Raw genomic sequence first — 20,449 nt, 5'->3', positions numbered from 1 at the left:
GCGTGCGGGGGCGCGGTGGTGCCAGATTGCCGCAAACCCAATTTGAGGAGCTGCCCCCATGTCTGAACTCTGGACCCTGAGCGCCACCGAAATCGCTGCAAAAATCCGCGCCAAAGAAGTTTCCGCCACAGAAGTGACCAAGGCCCATCTGGAGCGGATCGACGCGGTCAATCCGGCGCTGAACGCGGTTGTGCAACATATGCCAGAGGAGGCGCTGTCCGCAGCCGCTGCGATTGACGCGGACATTGCCGCCGGACGAAAGGTCGGGTCGATGGCCGGTGTGCCGGTGACGATCAAAGTGAATGTAGATCAAACCGGCCATGCGACCACCAACGGTCTGAAACTGCTGGAAAACCTTGTAGCGGAAGAAGACAGCCCCGTTGTGGCAAATATGCGCAAGGCAGGCGCGGTGATCGTCGGACGCACCAATACGCCGGCGTTTTCCCTGCGCTGGTTTACCAAGAATGACCTGCACGGCCAAACCCTGAACCCCCACGGAAAGCACATCACGCCCGGTGGCTCTTCTGGTGGGGCGGGGTCTTCGGTGGCCAGCGGCATGGCAGCGGTCGGGCATGGTACGGATATTGGCGGGTCGATCCGCTATCCTGCCTATGCCTGTGGCATCCACGGGCTGCGCCCCACGCTGGGGCGGTTGCCGGCCTATAATCCTTCGGGGCCAGACCGGCATATCGGCGGGCAATTAATGGCCGTCGGCGGTCCGCTGGCACGCAGTATGGATGACATCGACCTTAGCCTGCGGGCTATGGCGGCAGAAGACCTGCGCGATCCGTGGTATGTGCCAGCCCCCATAGATCAGGGGGATTTCCCGCGCCGTGCGGCCCTGTGCCTGCGGCCAGATGGAATGGAGATAACGCCGGAAATCGAAGCGGCCCTGCTCGGGGCGGCCAAGGATTTGGCAGATGCAGGCTGGGAGGTAGAGGAAGTCAACTGCCCGCCGATGCAACCCGCCGCTGATATTAACGCCAAGCTCTGGCTGGCAGAGATGCGGCAGGGCGTGGACCGGATGGTAGAACAGGAGAATGAACCGGACAGCCGCCATGTGTTTTCCGTGATGCAGTCCTTGTCCGCCCCCGTGGATGCAGCGGGACTGCTCGACGCGCTGCGGGATCGTGTCACCCATCTGCGGGACTGGCAGTTATTTCTGGCGCAGCATTCCGTTTTGATCTGTCCGGTGTCCGGTATGTTGCCCTTCGACCAGCAGGCGGATGTTCAATCGGCAGAAGGCTTTGCGGCGATTATGAAAGCGCAGTTGACACAGGTTGCGGTGCCAGCGCTCGGCCTGCCGGGGCTGGCGGTGGCAACAGGTTCGGCGGCAGGCAAACCGATGGGCGTGCAACTGCTGGCGCGGCGCTACCGCGAGGATATTCTGATCGCGGCCGGACGGGATATAGAGGCGGCCCGTCCCGCCATCCTGCCGGTTGATCCCCAATAAAGCGTGATCGGACGTAACGGCATTGTTTCACCCCATTGGCGCAACTTGGGCTGCGGGGGTAGGCTGCTGCCAAATCAGATATTTGGAGTACACTATGACAACCTATCAACATGTGGCCCTTGCGTCCCGTCCTACAGGCTGGCCGACGCTTGACAACTTTCGGTTTGAGGACAAGGAACTGCCCGAAATGGGTGCGGGAGAGGTCACTCTGCGCACCATCTGGCTGTCCCTTGATCCCTATATGCGGGGCCGGATGAATGACGCGAAATCCTATGCGGACCCGGTGCCAATCGGCGGCACAATGGAAGGCGGCGCGATTTGTGAAGTGATCGCCTCCAACAACGACAAATTCGCGGTTGGCGACATTGTTGTCGGGCGCACCGGCTGGGCCACGCACGGGATTTCCGACGGCAGCGACATTCGCAAAATCGACCCTGACCTTGCACCGCTGTCTACCTATCTCGGCGTGCTTGGGATGCCCGGCATGACAGCCTGGATCGGGCTGAATGAAATCGGCAAGATGAAAGCGGGCGAAACCGTCCTGATTTCTGCGGCAACAGGGGCCGTGGGCGGTCTCGCCGGACAGTTGGCCAAAGCCAAGGGCTGCACCGTGATCGGCGTGGCCGGCGGTGCAGAAAAATGCGCTTTTGCGCAGGACGAGCTGGGCTTTGATGCCTGTCTCGATCACAAGGCCGCCAAAGACGGCCGCGAACTGGCGGCCCAAATCAGGGAGGCCGCACCGCAAGGGGTGGATGTCTATTTTGAAAACGTTGGCGGCAAGACGCTCGAGGCGGTTCTGCCAAATATGAACATGTTCGGCCGCATCGCGATTTGTGGCATGATCGCATGGTACAACGGCGATAACGTGGCTGACGCGCAGCCTCTGCCAGCAGTCTGGTCCACCATCCTGACCAAGCGGCTGAACGTGCAGGGCTTTCTTTTTCCCGACCATCAGGACAGCGCAGGTGCCTTCTTCAAAGAAGTCGCGCCAATGGTTGCAGCAGGGAAAATTAGCTTCCGCGAAACCGTGGCTGAGGGACTGGAAAATGCGCCCGAAGCCTTTCTGGAACTGCTCAAAGGCAACAATTTCGGCAAGCAGCTTGTGCGGGTCGGAGAAGATCCAAAGGGCTGAACCGGCGGGATAATCGTTTAGGAGAAGGGGGCTGGTTGGCCCCCTTTTTTAATGAGTATTTCTGGAACATTGAAGCAGTTAACGGTCAGGGCCGACGCGGACCATGCGTTTGCCGCGGTTTTCACCAGCCAGCAGGCCGATCAGCGCTGCGGGGGCGTTTTCGAGGCCGTCTACAATGTCCTCAGGGACTTTGATGGCGCCGGATTTGACCCAGTTTTGCAAGGCACGCAGGGCCGTTGCGTCTTCATGGGCGTAATCCATCACGATAAACCCTTCCATGCGCAGCCGTTTGACCACCACCATGCCCGGCAGGTTGCGAGGACCGCTCGGCGCGGCGGCGTCATACTGGCTGACCGCGCCGCAACAGACCACGCGGCCGCGCTCGTTCATGCGGAACAGGACAGTTTCAAGGGTGGCGCCGCCCACATTGTCAAAATAGATGTCGATCCCATCGGGGCAGGCAGCTTTTAACGCTTTGGGCCAAGCCGGATCGCGGTAGTCAACGCAGGCGTCAAAGCCGAGTTCGTCTACAACCCAATTGCCTTTCTCCGCACCCCCTGCAATGCCAACCACGCGACAGCCGATGGCTTTGGCGATTTGTCCCACATAAACACCGACCGAACCGGCGGCGGCAGAGACGACGACTGTTTCACCAGGCAGCGGGCGACCGACGGACATCAGCCCGTGAAAGGCGGTTTTCCCTGCGATGCCAAAAACCGACATCAAATGGGAGAGCGTTTCGACCTTTGGCAATTTTTGCGCACTGCGGGCCGGCACCACGGCGTGATCTGCCCAGACGGTTTCAACCGCGACGATGTCTCCGGCCGCGAACCTGTCCGAGCGGCTCTCGGTGACTTCGCCCAAGGCGTATGTGTGCATTGCGTCTCCGGCGAGGATCGGCTCTCGGTAGGTGGCGCCCTGCATCCATGCGCGGTTGGCGGCGTCGATAGACATCAGGATCGTGCGCACCTGTAGTTCGCCGTCCTTCAGGGCGGGAAGCTCGGTCTCTTGGAGTTCGAAATGGTCTTGTGTCAGAGCGCCTTTGGGCAGTTCCTTGACGATGACCTGACGGGTTTTCATAGGATGTTCCTTAAGTTTTGAGTGAAGGGTCGCTCAGGACCTGCCAGCGGCTTTTCCGCTGAGGCAAAGTGGTTTCGGGCAGGACGGCGCGATCAGCGAAGCAGGTGTCCGGTCTGCACGGGCTGTCCAAGGCTAGCTCCTGTTTGACGGGGGATGCGGTTTGTGAAAAGCCTAAGGCCAAGTTTGAAAACCTGTCAATCAATGGGCGCTGCGACGTGGCGGCATTGCTGGAAGACCCTGAACGAAAGAAAGACGCCGATGACAAAAGAATATCCCCAACACCGCTTTGTCGTGCCAAAAGATGGGGTGGATGTGCTGTTCATCCGCCACGGCGAGACCATTCCGGCCCGCCCCGGTGTGTCTTTTCCAATGAAAGACGGTCACGGCAATCCGCCGCTGCATCCCCGTGGGGAAGCCCAAGCCGAAGCCGTGGGCGAGCGTCTGCGGCACACGCATTTTGATGCGCTGTATGTGACCTCTCTCCAGCGGACCCATCAAACTATGGCACCACTTGCAAAGCATCTGGGGATGACGCCGATTGAAGAACCGGACCTGCGGGAAATCCGGCTCGGGGACTGGGACGGCGGGTTGTATCGCATCAAATCGGCCGAGGGTGCTCCGGAGTTTTTACGCGCCAAGGCCGAGCATGAGTGGGGTCACATACCGGGCGCGGAAACCACCGCAGAGCTGCACGAACGGGTAGAGCGGGGCCTGAGGCGGCTGCTTGACAATCACGCCGGAGAGCGGATTGCCTTTTGTGTGCATGGCGGGGTTGTGGGGGCGATCATGTCGATTGCTACGGGCTGTAAGCCCTTCGCGATGATCGGCGCGTCCAACGGGTCAATCAGCCGTGTGGTCCTGACGAAAGAGCGGTTTTTCGTGCGCAGTTTTAATGACTGCAACCATCTCGGGGAATGAAGGAACTTTGTAAGGCATTGTGAGGCAAGAGGAAAAGTGATGACCCTGCAATTATGAAGCGTCATATAAGAAGCTTCATATATGACGCGTCGAAATCGCAGGGTCATCGGTGCGGAGTGGGGGCGGTGCGGGGGTCACGGCGTTTTTTTATAGGGTTATGCCACCTTTAAAGCGCCGCCAACAGGAAAGGGCAAAGCCGCGGCCTTGCCCTTTCTTCACCAGTTCAGCGGGTTTAGTCCACGTTTAGGACGACTTTGCCCAGCACTTTGCGTTGCTCCAGCAGGTTCAGCGCATCAGCGGCTTTCTCCAGCGGGAAAGACGCCGAAATCTGCGGCTTGATTTGTCCTTTGGACCACATGCCGAACAGCTCTTTCAGGTTGGCCTGATGCACGTCCGGTTCCATCTGGGTGAAAGCCCCCCAAAAGACGCCGACCACCTGACAGTTCTTCAACAGTGTCAGGTTCAGGGGCAGTTTCGGGATGCCCGCCGGAAAGCCCACCACCAGAAAGCGACCTTCCCAGCCAAGCGCACGCACCGCGGGTTCGGCGTAATTGCCGCCCACCGCATCGTACACCACCTGAACACCTTTGGGACCGGCCAGTTTCTTAATCGCGTTGGAAAATTCCTTTTGCGCATCGCGGTCCATTTCGCGCGGATAGATCAGCGTCTCATCCGCGCCGAGTTCCTTGCAGAAGGCTGCCTTCTCTTCGGAAGATACCGCCGCAATCACCCGTGCGCCCATCGCCTTGCCCAGCTCGATTGCAGCAGCCCCGACACCGCCAGCAGCGCCAAGGATCAGCAGGGTTTCCCCCTCCTTCAACGCCGCCCGCTGTTTGAGCGCATAATGGGAGGTGCCATAGGTCAGGATGAAACAGGCGGCCTGATCAAAGGGCATGTCATCAGGGATCGGAACCAGCGTCGATTTATGGGCGATCACATGGGTGGAAAATCCGTTATAACCGGGCACGGCCAGCACGCGGTCCCCGACAGAAACGTTGGTTACACCTTCGCCCAGGCTTTCGATCTCGCCGGAAACCTCACCGCCCGGCGCAAAAGGGCGCTGCGGTTTCAACTGGTATAAATCTTTGATAATCAGCGTGTCAGGAAAGTTCACACCGGCGGCACGGACGCGGATTACGACCTCTCCCTTGCCGGGTTTCGGGGTCTCGGTTTCGGTCAGTTCCAGCGTCTCCGGACCACCGGGTTCATTGCTCATCATCGCGCGCATTGCGTCTCTCCCAGATTAAAATGACGTTACATCACGCCCACGTTCAGGGGCTGGAACAATCTTGTCAACGAACAAGTGAAATGCAATTCTGCATAGCGGAACTTGACGCAGCGTTTGGGAGGAAAGCCGTGCCGTTTGACACCACTAATCCGGAGAAATTCCGCGCCGAAATACGCGCTTGGCTGGCAGAAAACTGCCCTGTCGAGATGCAGGACGGGGATACAACAGCAGATTCGATTTGCTGGGGGGGACGCAACTGGACCTTCCAGTCGGACGCGCAAAAACAGTGGCTGGAGGTCTGCGCCAAGAACGGTCTGACCTGTCCGACATGGCCACAGGAATTTGGCGGGGCAGGGTTTGACCGCGATCAGGAAAAAATCTGGCTGTCCGAACTGGACCGCATCGACGCCCGCCTGCCGCTGCAATCCTTCGGGATCTGGATGCTTGGACCTGCGTTGCTGCATTTTGGCAGCCACGAGCAAAAGCTGCACTACCTCCCGCCGATCACCCGAGGTGAAATCCGCTGGTGTCAGGGCTATTCCGAGCCGGGCGCCGGATCCGATCTGGCCAGCGTTCAATCTAAAGGTGAAGATCAGGGTGATCACTGGCTGGTAAATGGCCAGAAGGTCTGGACCTCTTATGCGGATAAGGCGGACTGGATTTTTGCTCTGATCCGTACCGATAAGGACGCGCCGAAACACAAGGGGATTTCCTTCCTGCTGTTTGACATGCAGTCCGAAGGTGTATCGACCCGCCCGATCAAACTGATCTCTGGCGCCTCCCCGTTTTGCGAAACATTCTTTGACGATGTGAAGGTTCCTAAAGACCAGATTGTTGGCACAGAGAACCGTGGCTGGGATGTGGCGAAATATCTGCTGACACACGAGCGGGAAATGATTTCCGGTGGTGGGTCTGGGCGCGGTGCGGGACGTTCACTGGCCAAGGTTCTTGCAGATGCGGGGCATGATTTGTCAGAGGCGTCCCTTCGTAGCGAAGCCATTGCCTGTGACATCGAAGAAATGGCCGTGGGTCTGACGATCGAGCGCTACAAGGATCAGGCAGCGGGTGGCAAAGGTGTGGGCGATGCCTCTGCCATGCTGAAATATGCCGGGACCGAGTTAAACAAACGCAAGCATGAATTGTTCATGTCGGCAGGCGGATCAGAGGCGCTGCAATGGGATGGTGCGACGGGCAGTCTGCCTGCGGACTGGCTGCGGACCAAGGCGAATTCCATTGAAGGGGGAACGTCAGAAGTGATGCTTTCCATCATTTCAAAGCGCGTTTTGGGACTTCCGGGGTAAATTACTATGACAAATCTGACATTGAACGAAGATGAAACAATGCTGGTAGACAGCGCCCGTGGCTTTCTGGACGAAGCCTCTCCGGTGGAGAAGTTCCGCGAATTGCGCGATGCTGGCAAAGCCTATAATCCCGAACTGTGGAAGCAGATGGCCGATCTTGGCTGGACCGGTGTTCTGGTCCCTGAAGATCAGGGCGGCATAGATATGGGCCACGCAGCGGCCAATCTGCTGGCGCAGGAGATGGGCAGAACGCTGGTGTCCTCGCCGTTTATTTCTACCGCTGTCATGGCGGCAACGGCGCTACGGCAGGTGGCCGATAATCCCCGCGCTGCCGAGGCGCTGGCCCAAATCGCAAGCGGTGATCTGACTTATGCGCTGGCGCTGGACGAGGGCGTGAAACACGCTCCGAGCAAGACACAGTTGCAGGCGGAACGGGTGGGGAACGGCTTTTCACTGAGCGGCGAAAAAACATTTGTGGTGGACGGCGGATCGGCCGACCGTCTATTGGTTCTGGCCCGCACAGGGGATGCAGAGGGCGCATTGACCCTGTTTGACATTCCGGCAGACCGCGACGGGATCACCCGTACAGCGCAAAACATGATTGATGCCCGTGACAGTGCGCAGATCAGCTTTGAAGGGGTGGAAGCCACTGGCGAGGACGTGGTCGGCACCGTGGATCAAGCGATGAGCGTTCTCAACCCTGCGTTGCGCGCGGGGCAGGCGGCGCTGGCTGCGGAAATGACCGGTCTCAGCTCCGGTGCTTTCGGGATGACCGTCAGCTATTTGCAGGAACGCAAGCAGTTCGGCGTGCTGATCGGCCAGTTTCAGGCACTGCAACACCGTGCGGCGCATCTGTGGTCCGATATTGAAGTCACCACATCCACAATTGCAAATGCGGGCCGGATGATGGACGAAGATCCCGAGAGCGCCGCGCTGGCCGTGTCGCTGGCCAAGGCCAGAGCCTGCCAGACAGCAAAGCTGGCGGTGATGGAAGGGGTGCAGATGCACGGCGGAATCGGCATGACCGATGCGTTTGACATGGGCTTCTTCATGAAACGCGCCCGCGTGGCGCAGGAATGGTTGGGCGATTACGGCTATCACGCCGAACAGATCGCAAAAATAAAAGGATATTAAGTATGACAATCCGTTTTGATGGAAAGGTTGCCATCGTCACAGGCGCAGGCATCGGACTGGGGCGCAGCCATGCGCTGGGTCTGGCCGCACGCGGCGCCAAGGTCGTTGTGAACGATCTCGGGGTTGCTGCAGACGGGCAGGGGCGGTCCTCGGCCGAGGCAGAAGCCGTTGTCGCGGAAATCATCGAAGCCGGTGGTGAGGCGATGGCCCACGGCGCTGATGTGTCCAACGAGGCAGAGGTCAAGGACATGGTGCAACAGGCCATGGACAAGTGGGGCCGTATCGACATCCTGATCAACAACGCCGGTATCCTGCGGGACAAGACTTTCGCCAAGATGACGCTGGACGACTTTAAAAAAGTTGTGGACGTGCATCTGATCGGCACAGCCACCGTCACCCACACCGTCTGGCCGATCATGCGCGAGCAGGGCTACGGGCGGATCGTTCTGACCGCGTCTTCTTCGGGGCTTTACGGCAACTTCGGACAGTCCAACTATGGCGCGGCCAAGGCAGCGATGATGGGTCTGATGAATGTGTTGCACATGGAAGGCGCGCGGGATGATATCCGCGTGAACACGCTGGCACCAACCGCGACAACCCGCATGACGGAAGAGCTCTTCACGCCGGAAGTCGGTGAGTTGCTGCGCCCCGAAACCATTACGCCGGGCGTGCTTTACCTTGTGTCCGAAGACGCACCTTCCCGCGTGATCATGGGCGCCGGTGGCGGCTCTTTTGCGCAAACCCGTGTCTATGAAACAAAGGGCATTACCCTTGGGGGGGATGACATCACGCCGGAAAACGTGGCCGCCCAATGGGATAAGGTCACAGACCCGACGGATCAGGAAATCCTGACCCAAGCTTTTGAACAAACCGGAAAATACGCCAAGAACGCCGCCGATCTGGCAGGCATCAAACTGGAAAAATAAGGAACTCTCATTATGCGTGACGCAGTTATTGTATCTACCGCCCGTACCCCGATCGGCAAAGCCTATCGCGGTGCCTTCAACGCAACACTTGGTCAGGAACTGGCCGGCCATGCGATCAAACACGCGGTGCAGCGTGCCGGTGTCGAAGGGGTGGACGTGGATGACGTTGTGATGGGCGCTGCCCTGCAACAAGGCTCCACCAGCACGAACATTGCCCGTCAGGCGGCCATTCGCGCAGGGCTTGGCATCACCGCGCCTGGCATGTCGCTGGACCGCCAGTGTGCCTCTGGCATGATGGCGATTGCGACAGCGGCAAAGCAGGTCATCACTGATGGTATGGACGTTGTTGTGGGGGGCGGGGTTGAATCTGTGTCCACCGTGCAAACCCCCAATATGTTCCTGACACCTGACCCGTGGTTCAAGGAACACCAGCCCGATATGTATATGTCCATGCTGGAAACCGCCGAGACCGTTGCAGCCCGCTACAATGTTTCGCGTGAGGCGCAGGATGCCTATGCCGCACAGTCCCAAGCCCGCACCCACGCAGCGCAGCAGGCTGGCAAGTTTGACGACGAAATCGTGCCCCTGACATCCACGATGAAGGTGATGAACAAGGAAACCAAGGAAGTCACCGAACACGAAGTGACACTGGACAAGGACGAAGGCAACCGCCCGAGCACGACGGAAGAGTCGCTCGCCGGTTTGCAGCCTGTGTTCAAGGACGGTCTGGTCATCAAGGAAGGCAAGTTCATCACGGCTGGGAATGCCTCGCAACTCTCTGACGGCGCGTCTGCGGCGGTTGTGATGGAAGCCAAACTTGCCGAGCAAAAGGGCCTGCAACCGCTGGGTCGTTATGTTGGTGTGATGGCGGCCGGTCTGGCACCTGACGAAATGGGCATCGGTCCGATCTACGCGGTTCCCAAACTGCTTAAGGCGCATGGTCTGAAGATGGACGACATCGGTCTGTGGGAACTGAACGAGGCTTTTGCCGTGCAGGTGATCCATTCCCGCGATGTTCTGGGTATTCCGGATGAGTTGCTGAACGTGAACGGCGGCGCGATTTCCATCGGCCATCCTTACGGTATGTCGGGCGCGCGGATGGTGGGCCACGCATTGATCGAGGGCAAGCGTCGCGGTGCGAAATACGTGGTTTGCACCATGTGCGTCGGCGGCGGCATGGGTGCCGCAGGTCTGTTCGAGGTCCTCTAAGCCTCCATATACTTATTAAAAAAAACGGAATGTGCCAATGCTTTGGCGCATTCCTGCCTAGCTCTCTAACCTGTTAAGGATCGCCTTTATGTCCCGTCCCTGGAACGCAACCCACGCCGAGTCCCACCTGCCCAAAGCCCTGCAGGGGCTGCGCATTCCCGCCGTTGCCTCCCCGATGTTTATCATTTCCGTGCCAGCCTTGGTCATTGCCCAGTGTAAGGCGGGGATCATCGGTTCCTTTCCGGCCCTGAACGCCCGTGAAGCAGACGGAGAGCATCCGCTGCTCGACACTTGGCTGACCCAGATCAAGGAAGAACTGGACCGCCACAATCAGGCCAATCCCGACACGCCTGCCGCGCCTTATGCAGTGAACCAGATCGTGCACCGCTCTAACGGGCGGCTGGAGCGGGACATCGAGATTTGCGTTCAGCATGAAGTTCCGGTCTGGATCACCTCGCTTGGCGCACGGGTCGAAGTGAACGAAGCCGCGCATTCCTGTGGCGGCATCACGCTGCATGACATCATCAACAACCGCTTTGCGAAAAAAGCGATTGAAAAAGGCGCTGACGGTCTGATCGCGGTTGCCGCCGGTGCCGGTGGCCATGCCGGTCCCCAATCGCCCTTTGCGCTTATTCAGGAAATCCGCGAATGGTTTGACGGCCCGCTGCTGCTGTCCGGTTCCATTGCCACAGGCAAAGCCATTGCCGCTGCGCGGGCGATGGGCGCCGATCTCGGTTATATCGGCTCGCCGTTTATCGCTACCGAAGAAGCCAACGCCGTGCAGGGCTACAAGGATGCTATCGTCAACGGCACTGCCGCGGATATTGTGACTTCCAGCCTGTTTACCGGCGTTTCCGGCAACTATCTGCGCCCCTCGATTGAGGCCGCAGGCATGGACCCTGACAACCTGCCTTCGGCGGACGCCTCTTCGATGAATTTCGCATCCGGTTCGTCCAAACCCAAAGCGTGGAAGGAAATCTGGGGTGCAGGGCAGGGGATCGGCGCAATCAATGCCGTGCAACCCGCTGCGGAACTGATCGACCGGATTGCCAGTGAATACCATGCAACAATGGCGCGTCTGTCCGGCGAGGCCGGTTAATCGCAATGGCGGAACTGATCGTAATCCGGCACGGGCAGGCGTCGTTCGGGGCAGACAATTACGACCGTTTGTCCCCCGCAGGCCACGAACAGTCCCGCCTTGCCGGCGCCCTGCTGCGTGCGCGCGGATGGGTGCCGGATCGCATTGTGGTCGGCTCTCTCGTGCGCCAGATGGAGACACTGCGCTCTATGGGGTATGACAATCCCGAGATCCACGCGGGCTTTAACGAGTATGATTTCCACAACCTCTTGCATACGCGGTATAACGGGGATGTGCCCGATCTCGTCATGGGGGAGCGCAAGACCCATTTCCGCACCCTGCGCGAAACCATATTTGAATGGCAGGACGGCGGATTGGCCGGTGCCTCTGAAAGCTGGGTCGATTTCACCACACGGGTCGAAGACGCGCTGTCAACGGCGACCCGTGACGGGGCAGAGCGGGTTCTGGTGGTCAGTTCCGGCGGGGTGATCGGGCAAACCGTTGCCTCGGTTGTGGGGGCTGCACCCAAGATGATGATGACCCTGAACCTGCAAGTGAAAAATACCTCGATGAGCAAGATTATCTTCTCTGGCAAGAAACGGTTCTTGCATGAATTCAACGCCACACCGCATCTGGATTCTCCGGAATTCGCAGAGATGCTGACCTACAGTTAGGGGACGCCATGAGCGATACACAAACTCTGGATACCGCCGTTGTTGCGGAATATCTGTCGGATAAGATCGACGGTTTTGAAGGCCCGCTGGAGGTTGAGAAATTTCAGGTCGGCCAGTCCAATCCGACGTTTCTGCTGAAAACGCCCGGCCGTAATTTCGTGCTGCGGCGCAAACCACCGGGGGTTCTGCTGAAATCGGCCCATGCGGTGGATCGTGAATTTCGCGTGCAATCGGCGCTGGCGAATACGGATGTGCCGGTGGCTAAGATGCACCATCTTTGTGAGGATGACAGCGTTATCGGGTCGATGTTCTACGTGATGGACCATGTGGACGGGCGCAATCATACGCTGCCCACCATGCCGGATCAGGACAATGCCATGCGCAGCGGCGTGATTGACGATATGAACCGCGTGCTGGCCGCTTTGCATGATGTGGATATTGATGCCGTGGGCCTGTCGGATTTCGGCCCGCCCGGCAATTACTACGAACGCCAGATCGGCCGCTGGTCCAAACAATACCGCGCCTCGGAAACTGAAACGGTCGCAGATATGGACCGGCTGATGGAACTGCTGGTGGAACAGTCCCCCGCGGATGATGGCCAGCGCACATTGGTCCACGGGGATTACCGGATCGACAATATGATGTTCCAGAAAGACGGGCCATTATGTCTGGCAGTGCTGGACTGGGAGTTGTCCACGATCGGGCATCCGTACGCGGATCTGGCGGCGGTGATCATGCAATGGCAGATGCCCGCGACTGCCGAAGGCCGCGGCCTTGCCGGCGTGGATCGCGCTGCCCTTGGCCTGCCGACTGACGCGGAATTTATCGCCCGCTATTGCGAACGGCGCGGTATTGGTCCGATTGACAATTTCGGCTTTTATCTGGCATTCAATTTCTTCCGTATGGCGGCGATTATTCAGGGTGTTCTGAAACGGGCGCTGGACGGGAATGCGTCCAATCCGGAACGGGGCAAGCAGATGGGGCAATATGTGCCGGTCTTTGCCAATGCCGGTTTGAAGGCGCTAGAGCAGGGATAAAGCAAATGGCCGAGATTCATGTCATTCCGGACCTCGATGAGGATAAAGACCGCAACTTCATCACCGCGCTGGCCCGCGGGCTGGATGTGTTGCGCTGTTTCCGGCCAAATGAATCGGTCCTGACCAATACAGACATCGCCAAACGCACGGGCCTGCCCAAACCTACGGTCTCCCGCCTGATCTATACGCTGTGTCGCCTCGATTACCTGTCTCTGGACGAGAAATCGGGCGGCTACCGGCTGGGGGCGGGGGTGCTGTCGCTTGGCTTTGGCGTTTTGTCGGGGATGGAAATTGCCGAGCGTGCGAAGGAAGAGATGCTGCGCCTGCGGGACGGGCCGAACAGCTATATTACCTGTGCGTTGGCGGAACGCCATCTGACCGATGCGATCTATATCGCGGTGGAACGCTCTTGCGAGGATGTGTCCCTGCGGCTTTCCATCGGCTCGCGCCTGCCGCTGTTCTTTTCGGCCATCGGTCGGGCGATCCTGGTCGGGCTGGACGAAGCCGGACTGGAAGCGGCCTTTGCCTGCGGTGCCGAATTCCTGCCCGATCTGGTGGCGGAGCAAAAAGCAAGCTATGCCGAGGCGAAACAGCAATATGAAAAAGTCGGTTTCTGTTCCGGTTTTGGCGACTGGCGCCCTGACGTGAACGGCGTGGCTGTTCCGGTGCGCGGGCTGGACGGTCGCGTGTTCGGGTTGAACGTGGGCGGCCCGTCCTTCCATGTCAAACCGGAGGAACTGGAGACGGTCTACGGGCCGTTACTGGTTAAATCGGCAGAACTATTAGGGATGAATCCGCGATGAGTGACGGATCTGGTTTGTTTGAAGAACCTTATGAATACCAAAGACTTCTCGGGTATAGTGTAACCTCGTGGAGTGAGGGCGAAGCGGTGGTCGAGATGCCGCTAGAGGCCAAACACGGCAATCGCTACGGGCTGCCCCACGGCGGGGTGCATGCCAGTCTGCTCGACACGGCGATGGGGTTCGCCGGAAGCTACACCGGCGACCCCGAAGCGCCGCAACTGGTGATGACCCTGACGATGACGGTGCAATATCTGTCCCGACCCAAAGGCAAGCGGTTGATCGCCAGAGCCTGGCGCACAGGGGGCGGGCGCAAAACCTATTTCGCGGATGCCGAGCTTTGCGATGAAACCGGCGAAGTGATCGCCAAAGCCACCGGCACCTTCCGTTATCGCAACCGCTAGCACTGCGCGGTTTCAGCGTCTTTCTCTGCAATCCTGTCTGCGAAATGTTGTAGCAGTTTATGTTTGAAAATCTTGCCGCTGGCGGCGGCTGGATAGTCTTCGACAATGAAAATATGGCTCGGGACTTTATAGGCCACCAGCCGTTCCCGCAACCAGCGTTTCAGCTTGTCCTCGTCCAGCGCATCGGTACCCTTCACAAAGGCAAGGATTTCCTCGTCGCCCGGCACCATGCGGCCCACAACCGCCGCCTGAAATACGTCTGGATGCCTTGACAGCATCGCCTCGATTTCCGGCGGATGAACGTTAAAGCCGGAGCGGATGATCAGTTCTTTCAGCCGACCCACAATATGCAGCCCGCCGCCTTCGTCAAACCGGCCTAGATCGCCGGTGCGGAAGAACCCGTCGTCGGTCATCGCTTCGGCCGTGCGCTCGGGATCGCGATAGTAGCCTTTCATCACATTCTCGCCGCGCACCTGAATTTCCCCGACCCCATCATCGTTTTTGTCCCAAAGCCGCACTTCGATCCATTTGTAGGGCGTGCCGACGCCCACGTCCTCACGCGGGGCGTCGTTGTGGGTGGCAGCGATAGACGGAGAGGTTTCGGTCATGCCGTATCCGTTGTTCAGGGGCAGGCCAAAGACCTTTTCGGCCCGCGCCTTCAACCCCGGATCAAGGGGGGCACCGCCGGTCATCATACTGATAAGGGCAGGGGCGTTCAGGTCTTCCTTTGCTTCGTGCAGATGCTGCATGATGGCGGCCATCATCTGGGGCACTGCGGGAAAGCGTGTCGCCCCGTCCCGCAACAGCGAAAGGACCGCAAGCGTGTCAAATCGCGCGAACAGATGCAGCGTGGCCCCTGCGATCATGGCGGGCAGAAATACCGAGGCCAGCGCGTAAATATGGGTGCCGGGCAGAACGCCAACCACGCGGTCGTCCGGCGTCAGCCCGTGAAACCGGGCAGAGTTCTGCGCACTGAACAGCAGGTTGTTATGGGTCAACATCACGCCCTTGGGCGCACTGGTGGTGCCGGTGGTATACAGCAGCACCGCCACCTGATCGCTGCTCGCGCTGACAGGCTCTGTTTCAGTTTCTTTAACCTTTGTCGCATAGACCGGACCACAGGCCAGCGCACCGATCTTATCCGCCTCCATCCGCTTTGCATGGGCGCGGGCCGGTTCAGAGGCGCTGTGGGTGAACACCACACAGCGCGGCGTGGCGTGGGACTGGATCGCGGCGATTTCATCGGCGGATTGTCTGGCATTGACCAGAACCAGCCATGCGTCCAGACGGCTGGTGGCAAAAACCATTGCAGCATAGAACACAGAGTTCTCTGCGACCAGCACCACACGGTCGCCACCGCGTACCCCGTGATCCTGCAAAATCCGCGTCATGGCGGCGACTTCCATCTGCAAATCGCCATAGCTGAAGCTGCTTCCGTCGAAATCCACCAGCGCCGTCGCGCCGCTGTCTTTTCCCTCCAATACCTGATGCAAACGATCCATCTTAACCCTCCCCGATACCGTCCTGTTGGACGCCCGGCTGAGAGAAACAGAAATCTGCCCGTCAAAAAAGCACTAATTCAAATGACGTTCCGGTTAAGGCGCTCAGGAAATGTGACCCAACGTTACGAGCAGGTGAAATGCTTGACTTATCACCTGAGTGTGTAACTCTTTCCGCTATATCAACCGCGCGTTTTACGCGCAGGGTGATAGTCATTCTGGGAGGAATATAATAATGATCAAAAAAACAAGATTAGGCGTAGCCACGGCACTGGCCGTCAGCTTGGGTGCTTCGGTTGCTTTTGCGGATACCGTGAAAATCGCCTTCGTTGACCCGCTGTCCGGACCATTCTCGCCTACAGGGACCAACGGCTTTGCCGAATTCCAGTACGCGGCTGAAAAGCTGGTTAACGATCAGGGCGGTGTTCTGGACGGGGACATGTTTGAAATTGTCGGTTTCGACAACAAGATGAGCCCCAAGGAATCTCTTATTCAGGTTCAGGTCGCGATTGATCAGGGCATCCGCTACATCGCGCAGGGGAACTCTTCGGGGATTGCCCATGCAATCACCGATGCGATCAACAAACACAACCGCCGCAACCCTGATGATCGGGTGCTGTTTTTGAACTATGCAGCGGTTGATCCGGCGCTGACCAATGATGCCTGTAACTTCTGGCACTTCCGCTTTGATGCCAACGCAGACATCAAGATGGATGCGCTGACAGATGTTATGGCCGAGGACGAGAACCTCAAGAAGGTCTATGTGATCGGTCAGGACTATTCCTTCGGGAAATCCGTGGCTGCAGCTGCTGTTCGCAATCTCAGTGAAAAGCGTGCAGACGTAGAGATCGTCGGCAACGAATTGCACCCGATTGGTAAGGTAAAGGACTTCACGCCTTATGCGCGCAAGATCGTCTCTTCCGGTGCGGATGCGGTGATCACAGGCAACTGGGGCGCGGACATGGTTGGTCTGGGTAAGGCGATCATCGACGCCGGATTTGAAGGACCGATCTACACCTATTACGCGGCCTCTAATGGCATCACCCGCACCTTTGGCGAACAGGGTACAGGCCACATCTATCTGGTGAGCGAAGGCGCTGTGAACCCGCCTGCATCCGACCGGACTGCGGCTTATGTGGAGGGGTTTGAAGCCAAATACCCTGACCACGACATCACCCAGCCCCGTATCGCCAACACCATTGAAATGCTGGCAAAAGCGATCAATGAAGCTGGCACTGCGACTGATGTTGTAAAAGTGGCCCAAGCCCTTGAAGGCATGGAGCATGACAGCATCTGGGGTGGTAAACTGTTCATGCGTCCCGACGATCACCAGATCATCCAGAACGTTGATATTCAGGAACACACCAGCGAAGGTCTGCAGTTCTACATGGATGCCTCTGAATGGGGTATGAAACTGGTAAGCGAAGTCGAGATGGCTGGCATGGACAGCCCGACGACCTGCAAAATGAAGCGCCCGTAACGGCTGTGCTTCGCGGCCCGCTTCGGTTTCTCGAAGCGGGCCTTTTTTGTCTAAAATTCAAAAATCGTTAGGGTTGGGACACGATGGAACTTGTTCTCGTTATCCTGATTGACGGTCTCGTGTATGGATTGCTGCTGTTTATGCTGTCCAGCGGGTTGACGTTGATCTTTTCTATGATGGGCGTGCTGAACTTCGCCCATGCCAGCTTCTACATGCTGGGGGCTTACTTTGCGTATCAAATCAGCCGGTATATGGGCTTTTGGCCGGGGCTAATCCTTGCGCCGATTATCGTCGGATTGGCAGGGGCCGCGATCGAAAGGTTTGGCCTGCGCAAAGTGCATCAGTACGGCCATGTGCCCGAGCTGATCTTTACCTTCGGTCTTGCGCTGCTGATTGAGGAAATCGTCCAGTTTTTCTGGGGCAAGAACCAGGTTCCCTATGACGCACCGGACGTGTTGCAATTCGCGCTGTTCTCCATCGGGACAAACGAGATTCAGGCCTATAAGGTCTTTATGATTGCCATTTCTGTGCTGATCTTCCTGTGTCTGCTTTACGTGCTGACAAAAACACGGGTTGGTATGATTATTCAGGCTGCCCTGAGTTATCCGCGCACGGTTGAGGCGCTTGGCCATAACGTGCCTTTCATCTTCATGGGTGTGTTTGGCGTTGGCACCGCACTGGCCGGACTGGCTGGCGTGATTGCCGGACCGCAGCTTGGCACATTTCCGGGCATGGCGTTCCTGCTTGGCTCTATCGTGTTTGTGACCATCGTGATCGGGGGGCTTGGCTCTCTCTGGGGGGCGCTGGTGGCGTCCTTGCTGATCGGCTGGATGACCACATTTGCAGCCTCTTACAACGTTGCGATGGCGGACATCCTGATGGCCTTCGGCTTTGAGATGCCCGAGGATATGTCCGAACACGCCCTGCGTGATCTCTGGACACTGACCCTGCCGCAAATCGGGCCGATCCTGCCTTATCTGCTGATGGTGGTGATCCTTGTCTTCCGCCCCTATGGCCTGTTTGGAAAGCGTGACGCATGACAGATACAAGTTCCATTATGATCAAGAAACGGTCCTACGGCGGGCTGACCACGGGGACGGTTGCGCCTTGGGTGATCTGTACGGCGATCCTGTTGGTGTTGCCCTATGTGTTCCAGTCGAACTCTGCGCTGACCATCATGAACCAGATGGCAATCACCATCGTCTTTGCGCTGGCCTATAACATGTTGCTCGGGCAGGGGGGCATGCTGTCCTTTGGTCATGCGGTCTATATGGGTATGGGCGGGTTCATGTGTATGCATGTGATGAACTGGGTGGAGTATCAGAATATTCCGCTGCCCTTGCCGCTGCTGCCGGTTGTCGGTGGATTGTTCGGCATGGGGATGGCAACGATCATCGGTTCGTTTTCAACCCGAACCGCCGGTACGGTCTTTGCCATGATCTCTTTGGGGATTGGCGAACTGATCGCGGCAAGTTCCGTGATCGTCGTTGCCTTTTTTGGTGGCGAGGAAGGGGTGAGCGGCGACCGCACCTATGGTCTGCCGGTCTTCGGCTACGAATTTCTGACCAAGATCGAGGTATATTACCTGACCGCAGGTTGGCTCGTCCTGTCGGCACTGCTGATGTACCTGTTTTCCAGAACCCCTGTGGGGCGGATGGCGAATGCGGTGCGCGACAACCCCGAACGGGCGCAGTTCCTTGGCTATTCAGCCCGTTGGGTGCGGTTCTATTCCTTCTGTGCATCCGGTTTCTTTGCCGGTGTTGCAGGCGGTCTGTTCGCCATCAACTTTGAGATCCTGACAGAGGAAAACCTTAACCTTGTGACCTCCGGTTCGATCCTGCTGATCACCTTTCTGGGGGGCGTCGGGTTTTTCTTTGGTCCGATCATCGGTGCCATCGTGTTCACCCTGTTGCAATCGGTGTTGTCGCTGCAAACCGAGCTTTGGCAACTTTATGTCGGCGCATTGTTCGTTCTGACGGTGATGTATTTCCCGGGCGGTCTGGCGGGTGTCATCATGATGCATGTCGCCCCCTACAAGCTCGGCAAGCTCAACACTTTGGTGATGCCCTATGTCAAAACGCTGATCCCTGCGGCAATTGGTATTCTGGGGCTGGCCAGCTTTTGCGAGATCATGTTCCACTTCAAACATGCCGCAGTGGGTGAGCATGACATGAGCCTGTTCGGGATCGAATTTTCAACCCACAGTCCGATCCCTTGGGTGGTGATTATCGGGGTGACGGTTCTTGGCTTCTGGCTCGCGAAACGCAACTCTGCGGAACTGCGCGAGACTTGGGCCAATGCGAATGTAATGACCGTACCCAAAGAAGGAGGCGCACAATGACGGCTGCTCTTGAACTTGAAGGCTTGCGCAAGTCCTTTGGCAAGACCGAGATCATACGCGGGGTGGATCTGTCCATCGGCAAGGGCGAACGCCATGCCATCATCGGGCCGAACGGGGCGGGGAAGTCCACCCTGTTCAACCTGATCACCGGACGGTTTCCCCAGACCTCGGGTCATGTGCGGCTGCACGGGCATGATCTGGCGGGAAAGGCCCCGTTTGAAATCAACCGGATGGGACTGTCCCGCAGTTTCCAGATCACCAACATTTTTCCGCGCATGACAGTGTTTGAAAACGTGCGCTGTTCGCTGTTGTGGTCGATGGGCTATAAATACAGCTTCTGGAACATGGTCAGCAAATCCCGTGCCTTGAACGAGGGCGCAGAGGAAATCCTTGAACAGATCAACCTCACCAGCCGCCGCGACCTGCCTGCGGGGGTTCTCAGCTATGCTGAACAACGCGCGCTGGAGATCGGTATCACTATTGCGGGCGGGGCGGATGTGATCATGCTGGACGAACCCACAGCGGGGATGTCCAACACGGAAACCGATTATATTGTCGGGCTGATCGAGAAAGTCACCGAAGGCAAAACCCTGATCATGGTGGAACATGACATGGGCGTTGTCTTTGGTCTGTGTGACCGGATCAGCGTGCTGGTTTACGGTGAAATCGTGGCAACCGGCGAACCCGAAGCGGTGCGGGCGGATCAGGCCGTGCAGGAAGCCTATCTTGGCGCAGCACTGGAGGCAGAGCACTGA

19 protein-coding genes are annotated in these 20,449 nt (G+C 58.1%); 16 read left to right on the top strand and 3 right to left on the bottom strand.

What is annotated here, in order from left to right; genetic code table 11:
- Window positions 1-58: 58 nt before the first annotated feature.
- Both BFV97_RS09165 and BFV97_RS09160 read left to right on the top strand, forming a co-directional pair.
- Window positions 59-1,453, top strand: coding sequence for an amidase family protein (locus tag BFV97_RS09165; protein ID WP_069300062.1), 1,395 nt, complete (start codon window positions 59-61; stop codon window positions 1,451-1,453).
- Window positions 1,454-1,547: 94 nt separating this feature from the next.
- On the top strand, window positions 1,548-2,585 hold the full coding sequence (locus BFV97_RS09160) for an NADP-dependent oxidoreductase (RefSeq protein ID WP_069300061.1): 1,038 nt from the start codon (window positions 1,548-1,550) through the stop codon (window positions 2,583-2,585).
- Between the two features lie 78 nt (window positions 2,586-2,663).
- Here the strand turns inward: BFV97_RS09160 and BFV97_RS09155 are convergent, their stop codons facing one another.
- Complete coding sequence (locus tag BFV97_RS09155) at window positions 2,664-3,665, bottom strand: NADP-dependent oxidoreductase (protein WP_069300060.1); 1,002 nt, start codon at window positions 3,663-3,665, stop codon at window positions 2,664-2,666.
- 258 nt (window positions 3,666-3,923) lie between these two features.
- On the opposite strand from BFV97_RS09155, the gene BFV97_RS09150 reads away from it, so the two are divergent.
- Window positions 3,924-4,583, top strand: coding sequence for a histidine phosphatase family protein (locus BFV97_RS09150; RefSeq protein ID WP_069300059.1), 660 nt, complete (start codon window positions 3,924-3,926; stop codon window positions 4,581-4,583).
- A gap of 232 nt (window positions 4,584-4,815) precedes the next feature.
- Here the strand turns inward: BFV97_RS09150 and BFV97_RS09145 are convergent, their stop codons facing one another.
- Window positions 4,816-5,811, bottom strand: a complete 996-nt coding sequence (locus BFV97_RS09145) for an NADPH:quinone oxidoreductase family protein (RefSeq protein ID WP_069300058.1) — start codon at window positions 5,809-5,811, stop codon at window positions 4,816-4,818.
- A gap of 128 nt (window positions 5,812-5,939) precedes the next feature.
- Here BFV97_RS09145 and BFV97_RS09140 point away from each other — a divergent pair, with 128 nt between their 5' ends.
- From BFV97_RS09140 to BFV97_RS09100, 9 genes are all read left to right on the top strand, one after another.
- On the top strand, window positions 5,940-7,112 hold the full coding sequence (locus tag BFV97_RS09140; RefSeq protein WP_069300279.1) for an acyl-CoA dehydrogenase family protein: 1,173 nt from the start codon (window positions 5,940-5,942) through the stop codon (window positions 7,110-7,112).
- A gap of 6 nt (window positions 7,113-7,118) precedes the next feature.
- The gene (locus BFV97_RS09135) at window positions 7,119-8,246 is read left to right on the top strand and encodes an acyl-CoA dehydrogenase family protein (protein WP_245667675.1); all 1,128 of its coding nucleotides are present in this window, start codon (window positions 7,119-7,121) and stop codon (window positions 8,244-8,246) included.
- Between the two features lie 2 nt (window positions 8,247-8,248).
- Window positions 8,249-9,172: an SDR family NAD(P)-dependent oxidoreductase gene (locus BFV97_RS09130; protein ID WP_069300057.1), complete on the top strand. Its 924-nt coding sequence runs from the start codon at window positions 8,249-8,251 to the stop codon at window positions 9,170-9,172.
- Between the two features lie 12 nt (window positions 9,173-9,184).
- On the top strand, window positions 9,185-10,381 hold the full coding sequence (locus BFV97_RS09125) for an acetyl-CoA C-acyltransferase (protein WP_069300056.1): 1,197 nt from the start codon (window positions 9,185-9,187) through the stop codon (window positions 10,379-10,381).
- An 88-nt stretch (window positions 10,382-10,469) separates the two neighbouring features.
- Entirely contained in the window at window positions 10,470-11,480 is a 1,011-nt protein-coding gene (locus BFV97_RS09120) for an NAD(P)H-dependent flavin oxidoreductase (RefSeq protein WP_069300055.1), read from the top strand.
- Window positions 11,481-11,485: 5 nt separating this feature from the next.
- Window positions 11,486-12,133 carry a histidine phosphatase family protein gene (locus BFV97_RS09115; RefSeq protein ID WP_069300054.1) on the top strand — a complete coding sequence of 216 codons (648 nt, stop codon included), beginning with the start codon at window positions 11,486-11,488 and terminating at the stop codon, window positions 12,131-12,133.
- Between the two features lie 8 nt (window positions 12,134-12,141).
- Window positions 12,142-13,170 carry a phosphotransferase family protein gene (locus tag BFV97_RS09110; RefSeq protein WP_069300053.1) on the top strand — a complete coding sequence of 343 codons (1,029 nt, stop codon included), beginning with the start codon at window positions 12,142-12,144 and terminating at the stop codon, window positions 13,168-13,170.
- A gap of 5 nt (window positions 13,171-13,175) precedes the next feature.
- Complete coding sequence (locus tag BFV97_RS09105) at window positions 13,176-13,973, top strand: IclR family transcriptional regulator (RefSeq protein ID WP_069300052.1); 798 nt, start codon at window positions 13,176-13,178, stop codon at window positions 13,971-13,973.
- The gene (locus BFV97_RS09100) at window positions 13,970-14,374 is read left to right on the top strand and encodes a PaaI family thioesterase (RefSeq protein WP_069300051.1); all 405 of its coding nucleotides are present in this window, start codon (window positions 13,970-13,972) and stop codon (window positions 14,372-14,374) included. The genes BFV97_RS09105 and BFV97_RS09100 overlap by 4 nt, the downstream gene beginning before the upstream one ends.
- Here the strand turns inward: BFV97_RS09100 and BFV97_RS09095 are convergent.
- Complete coding sequence (locus BFV97_RS09095; RefSeq protein ID WP_069300050.1) at window positions 14,371-15,876, bottom strand: class I adenylate-forming enzyme family protein; 1,506 nt, start codon at window positions 15,874-15,876, stop codon at window positions 14,371-14,373. The genes BFV97_RS09100 and BFV97_RS09095 overlap by 4 nt on opposite strands.
- A gap of 232 nt (window positions 15,877-16,108) precedes the next feature.
- On the opposite strand from BFV97_RS09095, the gene BFV97_RS09090 reads away from it, so the two are divergent.
- The 4 genes from BFV97_RS09090 (at window position 16,109) to BFV97_RS09075 (ending at window position 20,449) form a co-directional block, all read left to right on the top strand.
- Window positions 16,109-17,353: a branched-chain amino acid ABC transporter substrate-binding protein gene (locus tag BFV97_RS09090; RefSeq protein WP_069300049.1), complete on the top strand. Its 1,245-nt coding sequence runs from the start codon at window positions 16,109-16,111 to the stop codon at window positions 17,351-17,353.
- Window positions 17,354-17,436: 83 nt separating this feature from the next.
- Window positions 17,437-18,393, top strand: a complete 957-nt coding sequence (locus BFV97_RS09085) for a branched-chain amino acid ABC transporter permease (RefSeq protein ID WP_069300048.1) — start codon at window positions 17,437-17,439, stop codon at window positions 18,391-18,393.
- Window positions 18,390-19,694, top strand: coding sequence for a branched-chain amino acid ABC transporter permease (locus BFV97_RS09080; protein ID WP_069300047.1), 1,305 nt, complete (start codon window positions 18,390-18,392; stop codon window positions 19,692-19,694). The genes BFV97_RS09085 and BFV97_RS09080 overlap by 4 nt, the downstream gene beginning before the upstream one ends.
- Window positions 19,691-20,449, top strand: coding sequence for an ABC transporter ATP-binding protein (locus BFV97_RS09075; RefSeq protein ID WP_069300046.1), 759 nt, complete (start codon window positions 19,691-19,693; stop codon window positions 20,447-20,449). The genes BFV97_RS09080 and BFV97_RS09075 overlap by 4 nt, the downstream gene beginning before the upstream one ends.

Origin of the sequence: Neptunicoccus sediminis (assembly GCF_001719615.1) — a bacterium.
GTDB classification, from domain to species: Bacteria; Pseudomonadota; Alphaproteobacteria; order Rhodobacterales; family Rhodobacteraceae; genus Amylibacter; species Amylibacter sediminis.
Note: the sequence above shows the minus strand (reverse complement) of the source record. Positions and strands in the feature narration are given on the sequence as shown.

Bases quoted from the DNA above. Each gene is read 5' to 3' on its own strand.
- BFV97_RS09130 (WP_069300057.1), top strand. From the start codon at position 8,249: ATGACAATCCGTTTTGATGGAAAGGTTGCCATCGTCACAGGCGCAGGC.
- BFV97_RS09075 (WP_069300046.1), top strand. From the start codon at position 19,691: ATGACGGCTGCTCTTGAACTTGAAGGCTTGCGCAAGTCCTTTGGCAAG.
- BFV97_RS09110 (WP_069300053.1), top strand. From the start codon at position 12,142: ATGAGCGATACACAAACTCTGGATACCGCCGTTGTTGCGGAATATCTG.
- BFV97_RS09135 (WP_245667675.1), top strand. From the start codon at position 7,119: ATGACAAATCTGACATTGAACGAAGATGAAACAATGCTGGTAGACAGC.
- BFV97_RS09160 (WP_069300061.1), top strand. From the start codon at position 1,548: ATGACAACCTATCAACATGTGGCCCTTGCGTCCCGTCCTACAGGCTGG.
- BFV97_RS09115 (WP_069300054.1), top strand. From the start codon at position 11,486: ATGGCGGAACTGATCGTAATCCGGCACGGGCAGGCGTCGTTCGGGGCA.
- BFV97_RS09090 (WP_069300049.1), top strand. From the start codon at position 16,109: ATGATCAAAAAAACAAGATTAGGCGTAGCCACGGCACTGGCCGTCAGC.
- BFV97_RS09095 (WP_069300050.1), bottom strand. From the start codon at position 15,876: ATGGATCGTTTGCATCAGGTATTGGAGGGAAAAGACAGCGGCGCGACG.
- BFV97_RS09105 (WP_069300052.1), top strand. From the start codon at position 13,176: ATGGCCGAGATTCATGTCATTCCGGACCTCGATGAGGATAAAGACCGC.
- BFV97_RS09165 (WP_069300062.1), top strand. From the start codon at position 59: ATGTCTGAACTCTGGACCCTGAGCGCCACCGAAATCGCTGCAAAAATC.
- BFV97_RS09120 (WP_069300055.1), top strand. From the start codon at position 10,470: ATGTCCCGTCCCTGGAACGCAACCCACGCCGAGTCCCACCTGCCCAAA.
- BFV97_RS09125 (WP_069300056.1), top strand. From the start codon at position 9,185: ATGCGTGACGCAGTTATTGTATCTACCGCCCGTACCCCGATCGGCAAA.
- BFV97_RS09080 (WP_069300047.1), top strand. From the start codon at position 18,390: ATGACAGATACAAGTTCCATTATGATCAAGAAACGGTCCTACGGCGGG.
- BFV97_RS09155 (WP_069300060.1), bottom strand. From the start codon at position 3,665: ATGAAAACCCGTCAGGTCATCGTCAAGGAACTGCCCAAAGGCGCTCTG.
- BFV97_RS09085 (WP_069300048.1), top strand. From the start codon at position 17,437: ATGGAACTTGTTCTCGTTATCCTGATTGACGGTCTCGTGTATGGATTG.
- BFV97_RS09145 (WP_069300058.1), bottom strand. From the start codon at position 5,811: ATGCGCGCGATGATGAGCAATGAACCCGGTGGTCCGGAGACGCTGGAA.
- BFV97_RS09100 (WP_069300051.1), top strand. From the start codon at position 13,970: ATGAGTGACGGATCTGGTTTGTTTGAAGAACCTTATGAATACCAAAGA.
- BFV97_RS09150 (WP_069300059.1), top strand. From the start codon at position 3,924: ATGACAAAAGAATATCCCCAACACCGCTTTGTCGTGCCAAAAGATGGG.